Raw genomic sequence first — 11,515 nt, forward strand, 5'->3', positions numbered from 1 at the left:
TTGATTGAAGGAATAGAATGATGAACGGCATTTCCACAAACTCGAAAATGAACCTCCTGTTCGCCACGGTCGCCCTCGTGGCACCGGGCAGCGCCTTTGCGCAGGCGACGGACGAGAGGGACGATATCATCGTCACCGGACAGCAGGAAGAGCAAGCGGCCAGTCTCGCAGTCGATTTATCCGAAGCGCCCAAGGGCCCGGAGATTGAAGGCATTATCTCCGCCCGCAGTGCTGACAGATTGCAGGTGACGGCTGATGATGGCACAAGAACGGTTATCGCTTTCACCGATGCCACCGAGATAAAGGCCAGCAAGGGCTTGCTCGGCTTGGGGCGCAAGGCGCTCGGCGGTGATGCGCTGCTCAACGGGCTGCCCGTAAGTGTCGATACGGTGCAGGTCGGCAGCGATCTGGTCGCGAGCAAGATCAATCTCCGCAACAGCGATCTCAAGACCGTAAACATGATCCACAATGGCACCGCCCAGGGCTTTGCCGAACAGACCGCCGCGACCGAGGCATTGCGCAGCCGCGTCAGCGACATCGACCAGTATAATGTCAAGGGCACGACCAATGTTCACTTCGACACGGGCAAGGCGGCACTTTCCGCTCGCGGCAAGGCCGATCTGTGCGCTACCGCGGATGCGGCGGAGGAAATGAACAACGCCCTGATTCTGGTGGTGGGCTATACCGATTCCACCGGCGATTATGAATATAACCAGCAGCTCAGCGAAAAGCGCGCCAGCCGCGTGGTCAATTACATCCAGCAGAATTGCGGCTGGAAACCCTATCGCATGTTGACCCCGACCGGCATGTCCGAAGCCGATCCGATGGCGAGCAACGACACCGCCAGCGGCAAGGCCCAGAACCGCCGCGTTGCGGTGAACATCCTGGTCAGCAAGGGCCTCGACGGCCTCTAGGCTTGTCCGGCGGGGCGGGTAGGAACCCGCCCCCTTTTCCCGATGATTGGTGTTTCATCACCATCGTGGGCCGCCGGGGGGTGGCGGTCGCCTGTCTCGCCTTCCTTCCTCTTCGTCATCCTGACGAGGTTCAGCAACCGGCGTTGCTTGTGAGGACAGGCTATAGGGGAATCCTTTCACACAGCGCTGAATGAACGGAAAGCTGTCGGTGGCATAATAATGGTAAATAGCTTCCGGGAACTCCGGGGTAACCCCAAATCGGCCATTGCATTCGTCAAGATCGCCGGTCCCCCTGGAATATTCAAAGTCCTGAGTAAATGTTCCCATCGGCAGGATAGCTGTATCCGGCCGATTGGCGTCCGGGACGGCTTTTAAACGATAGCTGGATTTCATTGGACGCAAAGCGCTCGTGCTGATTTCAGGATCGTGATGCCCATAGCGTGCATAGATGGGAAAACCATCGGCAGCCCAGCCGATCAGTTGCATTGCCTGGCCTGCCTTATTCGCCGCCGAGAGCATACCCACGGGAATACCATGATAGTGATATTCTCCGGTAGATTGAACATGACCATGATTTTCGTCAGCGCCGAAATCGAAGGTTGCCTGCCCAAGAACCTCGATATCCCATGGCCCGTTTCCCTCGACAAGATCACAGGTCGACGGATCTGTTGTGTCGCTCCTGCATCGACCAGTGGTGCTGGCATCGAATTTGATGCCATTGAGCGCATAGCCTGGAACCTTGATTGGCTGGCCCGCTTCGCTTCGCACGACGGGACTTTGCGTGGCAGCATAGGTGATCGTCTGTCCGGCTATACTATATGGGTCATTTGCGCTTGGAAATTGGCCCGTTGCGTGATTGGGTATGCCGTTGGCTGTCATCAATCTTGTGCCACTCGCACAGAACCATCTGGCTTTGCTTTGCACGCCAAGCTGGCTGTTCGGCTGGTTGATTTTAGTGCTGCACAGAATATTGCGTGTATCCGCTCTGGTCGAGCCGGATATCTTGTCTGAAGGCGCATCGCCGACGCGCGGGCCGTCGGAAATATGCTGCTGCGCCAGCAAGGCGGCTCCGTCGAAACTCCCGGACATCGTGTAAACGGACACAAATAGAACCGCTTTTCTCATGGCCACGCTTTCCGCTGCATTTTACTGAAATTCGCTCGCTTTCCTGGAACGCAGTCTGAAAGGAAACTGGCGTCGGGGCACAGGGCGCTTACCCAACGTCGGCAGGGTCAGAGCCAATTCCCAAACCCTGCCAGTATTGGTCACAGATCAGTAAATGCCGACGACGATCTGGCTGATCAGATTGTTGCTCAACCGGACCAGCAAGGCGTCGTTGCCCGCGCGTACCCAGACATAGCCGCGCGGGGGTGCGGAAAGCTGGCGATGTTCGCGATAATCGATCCGGCGGTAATTGGAGGCCTTGGCCCGGTCAAACCGCTGCCCCTTGACGAATTTGTGGCCGGAGCTGCCTGATTTCTGCGGCGTCGCAGCCTTGTTGCCGGTTTTTGGGCTGACCTGTTTCGTGGCAGGTTTCTTGTTGTTGTGCGTGCTCTCGCTCCGCGTGTTTTCGCTACGGTCTTTCCGGTCGTCGTGCTTCTGGGCATAAGCACTGGCCGGAAGCAGAAGCGCCAGGGCACATAAGGCGGATATGGCTTTTTTTCATGTTTGTTTCCTTGTGTTTGGGCATGGGGGGAATAGCACCGATGATGTCGGTCAGTCGCTTCAAATAATGTCGCAGATTGTCGTAGAATATTGATTGGCGCAGGTTTCAGGGCGGCGCGACAGACGTGCGAAGTGCAGCCCTGAAACCTGCGCTGGTCGGAGGCTGATCAGCGTGCGATGGCCGATCTGCAAAGCCATGACAAAAGCCCCGGGGCCGGTCGCGGAACCCGATGACCTGCTGTCAGGAGACTGGCGGCCGGAATAGGGCTCGACCGGAGGGGTGAAGTGCATCTTCCAATATCCATTCGCTGTGCGACATCGATATTTTCACTAGCCGATCATTGTGGAGATAATGTGGATGCGAACTTCAGGGGCAACAGCGGTGTTGCGCTCTAGCGCTTCTCGCTTCTGCGATCCCCTTTTCGCCTTTCGCCCTTCCTGCGCTCCGGTCCCTTGTAGTCTGGATCGTCATGCACGCGCCGATCGGATTTTCGTCGATCAGGGGATGACCCCCAGCCCGAATTATCGTCAGACATTTCCTTTGTCCCTCCCGAACAAATTACAGCGCCCTTTCAACAATTTATGTTAAATAGTTGTCGTTGTAAACCATATTCGCGCAAGCCAGCCTGCGGCTTCGTTTGGCGTCCTTTTTTTCAATCGGTGCCGGCGCTGCAGCACGCCATTGCCGAGCCGCGTGAGCGGGTGCAGTCGGCGGGCAGGGCGCGACCCCGTGGCGTTGCACTCGCCCCGGCTCAGGCGGCCATCGATTCCAGTCGCAATTCCATGCCCTTGCCGTCGGCGCGCCATTCGACCGAAGCGCCGTGCGAGGTTGCCACCGAATGGATCACCCGTGTACCCAGCCCGGATAACTCTGCCGCACGCGCGGCATCCTGCGCGCCTGCAGAGCCAGTGTCGCGGCAGAAGACAGTCCATGTATCACCGTCGGTCGTAATCTCGATGTCGATCCTGCCGCCGTTTGCCGCGAGTCCGTGCTTGACGCTGTTCGAGACGAATTCGTTGACGATCAGCAGCAGGCTGTTGGCAAGCCTTGGCGTGGCCTGTCCGCCGTGCACCGTGACGACCAGCTGAACGTCACCCGGCAGCAGCTGTTCGAGATCCGCGCTCACCCGGCGGAACAGGGAATCCAGATCGACCGTCTGGTCCAGTTCCAGATCGTGCAGCTCGGCGTGCAGTGACGACAGCGACCGGATCCGCAGGCTTGCGTCCTCCAGCGCCAGCCGGACGTTCTCGTCCTCCGCCCGGCGCGCCTTCATCGACAGCAGCGATCCGATCGAGGCCAGCGAATTTTTCACCCGATGGTCGATCTCGCGGCGCAGCACCCGCTCCCGTTCCAGCGACATGCGCAGGTCAAGCTCGCGCATCACCTGGTGGGAGAGCACTTCGACCGCCTTGCGCTGCTTTTCGCTCAATACCCGTGGCCGGTGGTCGAGCACGCACAACGTGCCGAGCGGCAGGCCGTTGGCCGCTTTCAGGATCGCCCCGGCGTAGAAGCGGAAACCCGGATCGCTGGTACACAGCGGATTATCGGCCATCCGCGCATCGGCGAGCGTGTCGGGAATCTCGACAAAATCACCCTGCAGGATAACATGGCCGCACAGGCTGGTATCGATCGGCGTGGAACGCACGCCCAGCCCGATCTCGGCCTTGAACCACTGCCGCCCTTCGTCGATGAAATTGACCACCGAAACCGGCGCATCACACAATTGCGCGGTCAGCGCGACAATCTCGTCAAAGGCGCGCTCCCGTTCGGTGTCCAATATGCCGTAGCGGCGCAGTTCGCGGAGGCGCTCGGCTTCCTGGGGATGCAGTTCTGGTTTCATTCCCGGTCAATAGCAGAATGGACCGGAGAAGATAGGGGCCGCGATCGCCCGTCCCGCCGGTCAGCGCTGTTTTTTCGCCCGGCCGGTTTGCGCTTACGGGCGGCTGTCCTTGCGCTGCTCCGCCGGATAGTCCTCCGGCTTGACAGTGGACACATTGGGACGGTCGCTGACCTTCTCGGGCGGCTGTCCGCCGGGGGTATCCGCGTCACCGTCCTGTTTCGGCCGGTCGTCGGACCCGCCATAGGTGCCGCCGGCCTTGCCCTTGTTCATGCCGTAGGAACTGTCGGGCCGGTGAGGGGTGCCGGGCGCAGCGCCCGGATTGAGCCGTTCCAGTTCATGCCGATGGTCGTTCTTGTCATCCTTGTGAGCCATACCATTTTCTCCGTTTTCGGGGGCGTGTGCAAAATTTACGCAGGAGGCGAGCGAAGGTTCCCGGGGGAGTGGTCGCGGAACTCATCCTTCCCGTGCCCGTCCCGGCTTTACAATTCGCCTCTGCACCAATAGTATGATGTCCCGTCTGCAAGGAGCTTCACCCATGGCCACCGTCCGCAAAACCATCACGCTCAGCGAGAGCCAGGACGCATGGATAAAATCCCGGATTGCTGGCGGTGCCTTTACCAATGACAGCGAATATATCCGCGATCTGGTCAAGCGGGACCAGTCGCAGGAAGACCGGCTTGCCACTTTAAGAGCGGCGATAGCCGAGGGTCTCGACAGCGGCACCAGCGACCAGTCGCTGGACGATATATGGAGCGCCGCCGAAGACCGCGCCGCCGATGGCTGAACTGCGCCTGAGCCGGCGTGCCGCAAATGATTTGGCTGAAATAGCCGATTACACCATCGCCGAATTCGGCATCGATCAGGCGCGGCTTTATCGAGACCAGTTCCAGGCTTGTTTCCGCTCCCTGCTCGACAACCCGCAACTGGGCCGCAGCGCGGAGGACATCGCCCCGGGATTGCGGCGCATCCGCCAGCAGGCGCATGTTGTGTTTTACAGGGTTGAGCGTGATGGACTGCTTATTGTGCGGGTGCTGCATCACAGTATGGATTTTGAGCGGGAGTTCTGATGGTATCAGGATAGAGAGTGCGGTGAGATTATGAACTTTGGATTTGGTGTATTTGGTAGATCCTCATTGAGTTAAAACTATTTTGCATCGAGACGTACTCGAATTTCCTCGTCGAGTACCTCAAGCGTTGCTACCACCTGCGCGAAATCTCCAGGGAGAGGAAAGTCATCGGGCCTGCCATAGCGAAACCAGTGCTGTTTAAATGGCTCCTGTAAAACCTTTAGGAGGTCTCGAAGATTCGGAGCGTGAGACTCAAATCCAACTGCTTCAGCGGTATCGAGCGCTTTGATTAAGTCATGACCCACATCTCTAAGAGATTTATCATCGTGTCGGCCACCCCAAGCAACAATAGCGGACTTTAACATTAACTCTAAGCCAAGCCCAAGAAGGTAGTGGATAGAAAGAGAATACGTTCCATTAAATGCGAAATGCTCCGGATCCGAAGTATCATCTCTATCTTGTCCCTCTATGATCGCCGATCTGTACAGGAGATCAGACGCCAATGCATGGGATCGACCCGTTTCATATAGCTGGAGAGCCAAATTTTGTGCCATCAGTTGATTTAAGCAACCTACCAAATAATCAGGGTGACAGCATACCTTTTTAATGAAGAGACCAAGAGCACTGCCACGGTAATTCTCGATCGCGTTTGAGATAATGAATACATAATGTATTACTACAGAAAAGATGTAAAGTCGTGTTTGGTATTGTGTCGAACCTCGTTAGAAGCTCAGGCACCACACGTCGACAAAGTTTCATGAGCGGAAAAATAATATGAGAATAACTAAAATCAGCGTTGATAATGTGCCGCCTGTCAAGAAATTCCATGTTGATAGCCTTTCAGACCTTATCGTAATTGCCGGCGCGAATGGGGCTGGAAAGACACGTCTAGTCTCACATATTCTTCTAGCATTTCAAAAACCGGCTCTGTCGAACATCCAGTTTTCGATCGAATGTACGAACGAAGAGGAACTTGAGCAATTTGGGAAGCAGGTCATCGATTCCACTGATCGGGGTCAACGGTCAAAGCTTCAAACAATGTTGCAGCAGAACCGCCAACGCAGGAACTTCAAAAGCGGAATCCTGTATTTTGAGAGTGACCGATCAATAGCCCCAGTGCAGCCGCTCGCGTTTTCGTTTGAGTTCGCAGATCCATACACTGAGAGCATTGGTTGGAACGTGCCGATGCAACCGCTTAAGAACAGGTGGCAGGACACTCAACACGCGATCTTCAAAAAAATTCTGACATTGCGAAATCAACTGGGCAGCCGAGCAATGCAGCTAGGAAGGGAAGGCCGTGATCAAATGGGGCTGGGCTTTGATGATCCGATTCAGCCTTTCATGGACGCGTTTTCTATGCTTCTCGCTCCTAAGCGACTCGTTCAACCCGACCTCCAGCAACAAAAACTCATGTATGAAGAAAATGGAGAAAAGCGCCCGATTGACACATTAAGCAGCGGCGAACGTGAAGTCCTTAACGTTGCTTTCGATTTTATTCTACGTAAGCCTACGGATTGCATTGTATTCTTCGATGAACCTGAATTGCACTTGCATCCAGAATTGTTGGGCCGCCTTATCAGAACGCTTCAATCATCGGGCAAGCGGAACCAGTTCTTTTTCATCTCGCATTCTCCAGAAGTAATTGCCTCTTCGTTAGATGACACCGTGATTTTTCTGACGAAACCCAAAGAGGATGGAAGCAATCAGGCTACTATTCTCAAGCCTGATGGGGAAACAACTGGGGCGCTGTTGGCGCTAGGGCAATCTGTAGGAATAGTTGCGCTCGGCAAGAAGATTGTTCTGATTGAAGGAACCAAATCGAGCCTCGATGCTAAAGTATATTCGGCGATTAACCGAGATTTTGCAGCCTGCTGAAGTGGCAGCGCAGTTCGAGCGAGCATATTCACAGGTAGAAAGAATGCTTGCCGAAGGCGAAGACTGGAAGAAAGAGATTCCTGCCAAGCAGGTGTTTTCTCAGTTTTGTGCCGAAGCGAAAATCCAGCCTGGTAGGCTCAAAAACCTCTACATCAACGTCGCGCTAGAGAAGAAGCCTGACACGTTCAAAGACATTGTTGATATTTTGGAATCATTTTCCAGCATTAGTTGAGCTTAACACCACCCCCACTAATAAGGCGGGCAATCCAGTCCCTTCGGGCTCTTCGTAAATATCTCGTTTCCGTCCTCGGTAATCCCGATACTATGCTCGAACTGCGCGGTTAGCGAGCGGTCTCGCGTCACCGCTGTCCAGCCGTCATCCAGCATCTTGCAGGCATATTTGCCGATATTGATCATCGGTTCGATGGTGAAGAACATGCCGGGGCGCAGTTCCGGGCCGGTGCCGGGGCGGCCGGCGTGGACGACTTCGGGGGCGTCGTGGAACATCTGTCCCAGACCATGGCCGCAGAAATCGCGGACCACCGAATAGCGGTGGGCTTCGGCGTGGCTCTGGATCGCGTGGGCGACATCGCCCATGCGGTTGCCGGGTTTCGCCTGCTCGATGCCCAGCATCAGACATTCATAGGTGACCTGGACCAGCTTGTTCGCCTTGATCGGGGTCTTGCCGACCAGATACATGCGGCTGGTATCGCCGTGCCAGCCATCGACAATCGGGGTCACGTCGATATTGACGATATCGCCCTCGTTCAGCTTCTTGTCGCCGGGGATGCCGTGGCAGACAACATGGTTGATCGAGGTGCAGCAGCTATGGGTAAAACCGCGATAGCCGAGCGTGGCGGGGACGCCGCCGGCGGCAAAGGTCTGCTGGCGCACGAAATCGTCCAGTTCGCCGGTGGTCACGCCGGGCACGACAAGCGGAACCAGAGCGTCGAGAATCTCGGCAGCGACGCGGCCGGCCTTGCGCATGCCTTCGAACCCTTCCGGGCCATGAAGTTTGATCGCGCCGGTGCGGGATTGCGGGGTGGTGTCTTCTACGGTCATATAGTCTGTCATGCCGCCTATATAGGCATCGCGTGCGCGTTTGGCGATACCCCAAAATTAACCGGATTTTCGTCTGATATTAACCAGCCTCGCCTAAAGGATCGCTGGAGGAAATGACGATGATTTCAGAGGTTTGATGCACTATCGCTTAAAATATCTGTTGATCGGGCTGAGCGTGCTGCTCGGCGGCGGCGAGATATGGCGGCGGCTGGCGATGCTGGTGACGCCCGATGTCCAGTTTGTCGGACTGGTCGCTTTTGGCGGATTATTCGGGCTTTGCGTGATCAGTCTGGTCGGAATATCGCTGTTCCGGAAGCCGTGGCTGCGCTGGCCGCTGGCGCTTGCTTTGGCTGCGGCTTCGATGCTGGTTGACGGCTATCAATGGGCGGTCGGCGATTTCATGCACTATGAGAGTTTCGTCACCATGGTGCAGAGCGCCGGTGATATCGGCAGCGCGCTGGCGCAGCAGGGCGGGGCGCTGCTGCTGGCGGCGGGCAAGGCGGTGGTGCTTTTGCTCGGCGTCGGTCTGAAACCGCCTGCCGGAGGCGGGCTGATGGTGCGTGGCGTGAAATTATCGGCGCTGCCGATCCTGATCGGCCTGTCGGTGCTGATCTTCTTTCGCGGTGGCGAAGGCACCAGCGGCCTGCCGTCCTCGCACAGCGGTGCCAGTCTGGCTCTGCTCTATGCTTATGATATGGCGACCACAGACCGCAGCCCGCGCCGGAAGGTGGAGCTACCATCTGCGGCACAGCGCAGCTCCGATATCGTGCTGATCATCGACGAAAGCATTGCCGGGGCCTATCTCGACATCAACGATGCCGCCGGGGTCTATTCCGGTCTCGGTCCCGACGGGGCAGGGGGCACGGTTCCGATCCACAATTTCGGTCTCGCGACCGCGATCAACCATTGCAGCGTCGGCAGCAATGTCACCCTGCGCTTCGGCGGAACCCGCGACAATTATCGCGAGACGGTCCGCAGCGGTCCGTCGATCTGGGCCTATGCCAGGGCGGCGGGGCTGGGCACGGTCTATCTTGATGGCCAGCGCACCGGCGGTCGCTACCAGAATGGCATGAACGACGCAGAGCGGGCGGAGATTGATGCGTGGCAGCAATTTGGCGACGTGCCGGTGGTCAACCGCGACCATGCGCTTGCCGAGCGGCTGGCTGACTTTCTGAACGATGGCAAGCCGCAGATGATTGTCGTCAACAAGGTTGGCGGGCATTTCCCGGTCAGTGACAAATTCCCGATGAGCCACGCCCGATATCAGCCGATGCTGAAGCGCGGACGTTTTGCCGATGTCACCGATATGGCGACCCGCGACGGGCTGGCCGGGAGCAAGAATAACTGGCGGCTTTACCGCAACAGCTATCGCAACACGCTGCTGTGGAGCGTTGGCGGCTTTTTCGATCGGCTGTTCGCCGCCGCTGATATCGGGGACGCGACCATCCTCTACACGTCCGACCATGGCCAGAGCTTTCACGAGCGTGGCGATGGTGGCCAGGCGACCCACTGCACCCCCGCGCCGCAGATCGAGGAAGGCGTGGTGCCGCTGGTCGTGATCGGTGATGGCGGTGACAGCGGGCGGGTCGCGCGCTGGGCCAGGGCAGCGGCTGCGGGCAGGGATAAAAGCTCGCACTACCGGATATTCCCGACCCTGCTCGGCCTGATGGGCTATGCGGAAAAGGATGTTGCGCCGCTTTACGGCCCGGATCTTTTTTCGGCCAAAGCCGATCCCTATACGTTCAACACCCGCTTCAACGCGCGGCTGGGCAGCGAGCCGGTCTGGCTGCATGTGTCGCTCGACAAGGTCGCCCGGCCGCCGCTGACGGACTATGAAAAAAAGACCGCAGGTCTCGCCAAATAGATATTCCCAAATCGCGTGGCATCACTCTATAGACAGGCCATGACACAGGAAAAGCCACAGGAAAAAATCTGGACCGCCGCGCTGATCGTGATCGGCGATGAAATCCTCTCCGGCCGGACGCAGGACAAGAATATCGGGCAGATCGCGAGCTGGCTCAACGTGCAGGGCATCCGCCTCGCCGAGGTCCGGGTGGTCGCCGACGATATGGATCAGATCGCCGAGGCGGTGAACATCTTGCGCGCGCGCAACGACTATCTCTTCACCACCGGCGGCATCGGCCCGACCCATGACGATATCACCGTCGATGCGGTGGCCAGGGCGCTGGGCGTGGAGGTCACCATTCATCCGACCGCGCGCGCGATCCTGGAGCAATATTACGAGAGCAGAGGCGGCCTCAACGAGGGGCGGCTGCGCATGGCCCGTGTGCCCGAGGGCGCCGAACTGATCGAGAACCGCATGTCCGGCGCGCCCGGCATCCGCATCGACAATCTCTTCCTGATGGCCGGCGTCCCGCATATCACCGCCGGCATGCTCGACGCGCTCACCGGCACGCTCGAGGGCGGCGCGCCGCTGCTCAGCGTCACGCTTGGTGCCTGGGCCCCGGAAAGCGAGATTGCCGACGTGCTGCGCCAGGCGGAAAAGGCGCACGAAAGCTGCGTCATCGGCAGCTATCCCTTCTTCCGCAACGGCACCGTCGGCGCCAATTTCGTGATCCGCTCGACCGATCCGCACGAGCTGGAAGTCTGCCGCGTTGCGCTGAAAGCCGGGCTGGAGGCTGCGGGCTATGAGGTTACCGAAGGCGGGATCTAGGCACGGGTCGGGAGCGGGCGTGCTGATCGCGCGCTTGCGTTCGCACGGAGCCTAGCTGCGCTGGCCTGCGGTTCGACAGACTCGGGACGGAGGGTTGAAAAGCCACAGCATCGCCATTCCGGGGCATCGCCAGCCCCCGGTTGATCCGCCCGCCCGCCGCCGCCATTCCTATGTATATCCCCTGATATCCCGCCCGGCGGCTTTGGCGATAACAGGCGTCATGGCCTTCCCCCGGGCCAGTGACAGGATGATGATTCCCAAGGAGACGATGATGGTTGAGCTTCTGTTCCCCGTCAGCACCTGTGGCACAAATTTGATGTTGTAAGTTAAGGAGGATTTGGGTCTCGTCGTAGTGACGAAGGAACGAAGATGAGACCCAAATCCTCAAAACCCAAAGCGAGTGCTGAGCGGGTAGTA

At 57.9% G+C, this 11,515-nt stretch carries 14 protein-coding genes; 7 read left to right on the plus strand and 7 right to left on the minus strand.

The window, feature by feature from the left end; all coding sequences use genetic code 11:
• Positions 1-20: 20 nt before the first annotated feature.
• The gene (locus tag ACN0VD_RS07075) at positions 21-914 is read left to right on the plus strand and encodes an OmpA family protein (protein WP_417593096.1); all 894 of its coding nucleotides are present in this window, start codon (positions 21-23) and stop codon (positions 912-914) included.
• A gap of 57 nt (positions 915-971) precedes the next feature.
• Here the strand turns inward: ACN0VD_RS07075 and ACN0VD_RS07080 are convergent, their stop codons facing one another.
• The 5 genes from ACN0VD_RS07080 to ACN0VD_RS07100 all read right to left on the minus strand — a co-directional run bounded on the left by ACN0VD_RS07080 (position 972) and on the right by ACN0VD_RS07100 (position 4,792).
• Positions 972-2,039 (minus strand): YHYH protein, encoded by a 1,068-nt coding sequence (locus ACN0VD_RS07080; RefSeq protein ID WP_417593057.1) that lies wholly within the window; start codon positions 2,037-2,039, stop codon positions 972-974.
• A gap of 147 nt (positions 2,040-2,186) precedes the next feature.
• The gene (locus tag ACN0VD_RS07085; RefSeq protein WP_417593098.1) at positions 2,187-2,567 is read right to left on the minus strand and encodes an RcnB family protein; all 381 of its coding nucleotides are present in this window, start codon (positions 2,565-2,567) and stop codon (positions 2,187-2,189) included.
• A gap of 72 nt (positions 2,568-2,639) precedes the next feature.
• On the minus strand, positions 2,640-2,870 hold the full coding sequence (locus ACN0VD_RS07090; RefSeq protein ID WP_417593059.1) for a hypothetical protein: 231 nt from the start codon (positions 2,868-2,870) through the stop codon (positions 2,640-2,642).
• Positions 2,871-3,331: 461 nt separating this feature from the next.
• Positions 3,332-4,420 (minus strand): sensor histidine kinase, encoded by a 1,089-nt coding sequence (locus tag ACN0VD_RS07095; RefSeq protein ID WP_417593061.1) that lies wholly within the window; start codon positions 4,418-4,420, stop codon positions 3,332-3,334.
• 93 nt (positions 4,421-4,513) lie between these two features.
• Positions 4,514-4,792 carry a hypothetical protein gene (locus tag ACN0VD_RS07100; RefSeq protein ID WP_417593063.1) on the minus strand — a complete coding sequence of 93 codons (279 nt, stop codon included), beginning with the start codon at positions 4,790-4,792 and terminating at the stop codon, positions 4,514-4,516.
• 163 nt (positions 4,793-4,955) lie between these two features.
• Between ACN0VD_RS07100 and ACN0VD_RS07105 the strand changes: the two genes are divergently transcribed.
• Together ACN0VD_RS07105 and ACN0VD_RS07110 are read left to right on the plus strand one after the other, a co-directional pair.
• Complete coding sequence (locus ACN0VD_RS07105; RefSeq protein ID WP_417593065.1) at positions 4,956-5,204, plus strand: type II toxin-antitoxin system ParD family antitoxin; 249 nt, start codon at positions 4,956-4,958, stop codon at positions 5,202-5,204.
• The gene (locus ACN0VD_RS07110; protein ID WP_417593067.1) at positions 5,197-5,487 is read left to right on the plus strand and encodes a type II toxin-antitoxin system RelE/ParE family toxin; all 291 of its coding nucleotides are present in this window, start codon (positions 5,197-5,199) and stop codon (positions 5,485-5,487) included. Before ACN0VD_RS07105 ends, ACN0VD_RS07110 begins: the two co-directional genes overlap by 8 nt.
• 77 nt (positions 5,488-5,564) lie before the next feature.
• On the opposite strand, the gene ACN0VD_RS07115 is transcribed toward ACN0VD_RS07110, so the two are convergent.
• Positions 5,565-6,029, minus strand: coding sequence for a hypothetical protein (locus tag ACN0VD_RS07115; RefSeq protein WP_417593069.1), 465 nt, complete (start codon positions 6,027-6,029; stop codon positions 5,565-5,567).
• 232 nt (positions 6,030-6,261) lie between these two features.
• Between ACN0VD_RS07115 and ACN0VD_RS07120 the strand changes: the two genes are divergently transcribed.
• Entirely contained in the window at positions 6,262-7,362 is a 1,101-nt protein-coding gene (locus ACN0VD_RS07120) for an AAA family ATPase (RefSeq protein ID WP_417593071.1), read from the plus strand.
• Entirely contained in the window at positions 7,316-7,594 is a 279-nt protein-coding gene (locus ACN0VD_RS07125) for a hypothetical protein (protein WP_417593073.1), read from the plus strand. Before ACN0VD_RS07120 ends, ACN0VD_RS07125 begins: the two co-directional genes overlap by 47 nt.
• Before the next feature lie 17 nt (positions 7,595-7,611).
• Here ACN0VD_RS07125 and map read toward each other — a convergent pair whose 3' ends face one another.
• Positions 7,612-8,436 carry a type I methionyl aminopeptidase gene (gene map, locus ACN0VD_RS07130; RefSeq protein ID WP_417593075.1) on the minus strand — a complete coding sequence of 275 codons (825 nt, stop codon included), beginning with the start codon at positions 8,434-8,436 and terminating at the stop codon, positions 7,612-7,614.
• A gap of 124 nt (positions 8,437-8,560) precedes the next feature.
• On the opposite strand from map, the gene ACN0VD_RS07135 reads away from it, so the two are divergent.
• Together ACN0VD_RS07135 and ACN0VD_RS07140 are read left to right on the plus strand one after the other, a co-directional pair.
• Complete coding sequence (locus ACN0VD_RS07135; RefSeq protein WP_417593077.1) at positions 8,561-10,288, plus strand: sulfatase-like hydrolase/transferase; 1,728 nt, start codon at positions 8,561-8,563, stop codon at positions 10,286-10,288.
• Between the two features lie 39 nt (positions 10,289-10,327).
• Entirely contained in the window at positions 10,328-11,098 is a 771-nt protein-coding gene (locus ACN0VD_RS07140; protein WP_417593079.1) for a competence/damage-inducible protein A, read from the plus strand.
• Positions 11,099-11,515: the final 417 nt, after the last annotated feature.

Source organism: Parasphingorhabdus sp. (assembly GCF_048267785.1).
In the GTDB taxonomy this organism is placed as follows: domain Bacteria; phylum Pseudomonadota; class Alphaproteobacteria; order Sphingomonadales; family Sphingomonadaceae; genus Parasphingorhabdus.

Excerpts from the sequence above, each read along its gene's own strand:
- ACN0VD_RS07075 (WP_417593096.1), top strand. The coding sequence starts at position 21 with ATGAACGGCATTTCCACAAACTCGAAAATGAACCTCCTGTTCGCCACG.
- ACN0VD_RS07080 (WP_417593057.1), bottom strand. The coding sequence starts at position 2,039 with ATGAGAAAAGCGGTTCTATTTGTGTCCGTTTACACGATGTCCGGGAGT.
- ACN0VD_RS07090 (WP_417593059.1), bottom strand. The coding sequence starts at position 2,870 with ATGCACTTCACCCCTCCGGTCGAGCCCTATTCCGGCCGCCAGTCTCCT.
- ACN0VD_RS07095 (WP_417593061.1), bottom strand. The coding sequence starts at position 4,420 with ATGAAACCAGAACTGCATCCCCAGGAAGCCGAGCGCCTCCGCGAACTG.
- ACN0VD_RS07100 (WP_417593063.1), bottom strand. The coding sequence starts at position 4,792 with ATGGCTCACAAGGATGACAAGAACGACCATCGGCATGAACTGGAACGG.
- ACN0VD_RS07105 (WP_417593065.1), top strand. The coding sequence starts at position 4,956 with ATGGCCACCGTCCGCAAAACCATCACGCTCAGCGAGAGCCAGGACGCA.
- ACN0VD_RS07110 (WP_417593067.1), top strand. The coding sequence starts at position 5,197 with ATGGCTGAACTGCGCCTGAGCCGGCGTGCCGCAAATGATTTGGCTGAA.
- ACN0VD_RS07120 (WP_417593071.1), top strand. The coding sequence starts at position 6,262 with ATGAGAATAACTAAAATCAGCGTTGATAATGTGCCGCCTGTCAAGAAA.
- ACN0VD_RS07125 (WP_417593073.1), top strand. The coding sequence starts at position 7,316 with ATGCTAAAGTATATTCGGCGATTAACCGAGATTTTGCAGCCTGCTGAA.
- map (WP_417593075.1), bottom strand. The coding sequence starts at position 8,436 with ATGACAGACTATATGACCGTAGAAGACACCACCCCGCAATCCCGCACC.
- ACN0VD_RS07135 (WP_417593077.1), top strand. The coding sequence starts at position 8,561 with ATGCACTATCGCTTAAAATATCTGTTGATCGGGCTGAGCGTGCTGCTC.
- ACN0VD_RS07140 (WP_417593079.1), top strand. The coding sequence starts at position 10,328 with ATGACACAGGAAAAGCCACAGGAAAAAATCTGGACCGCCGCGCTGATC.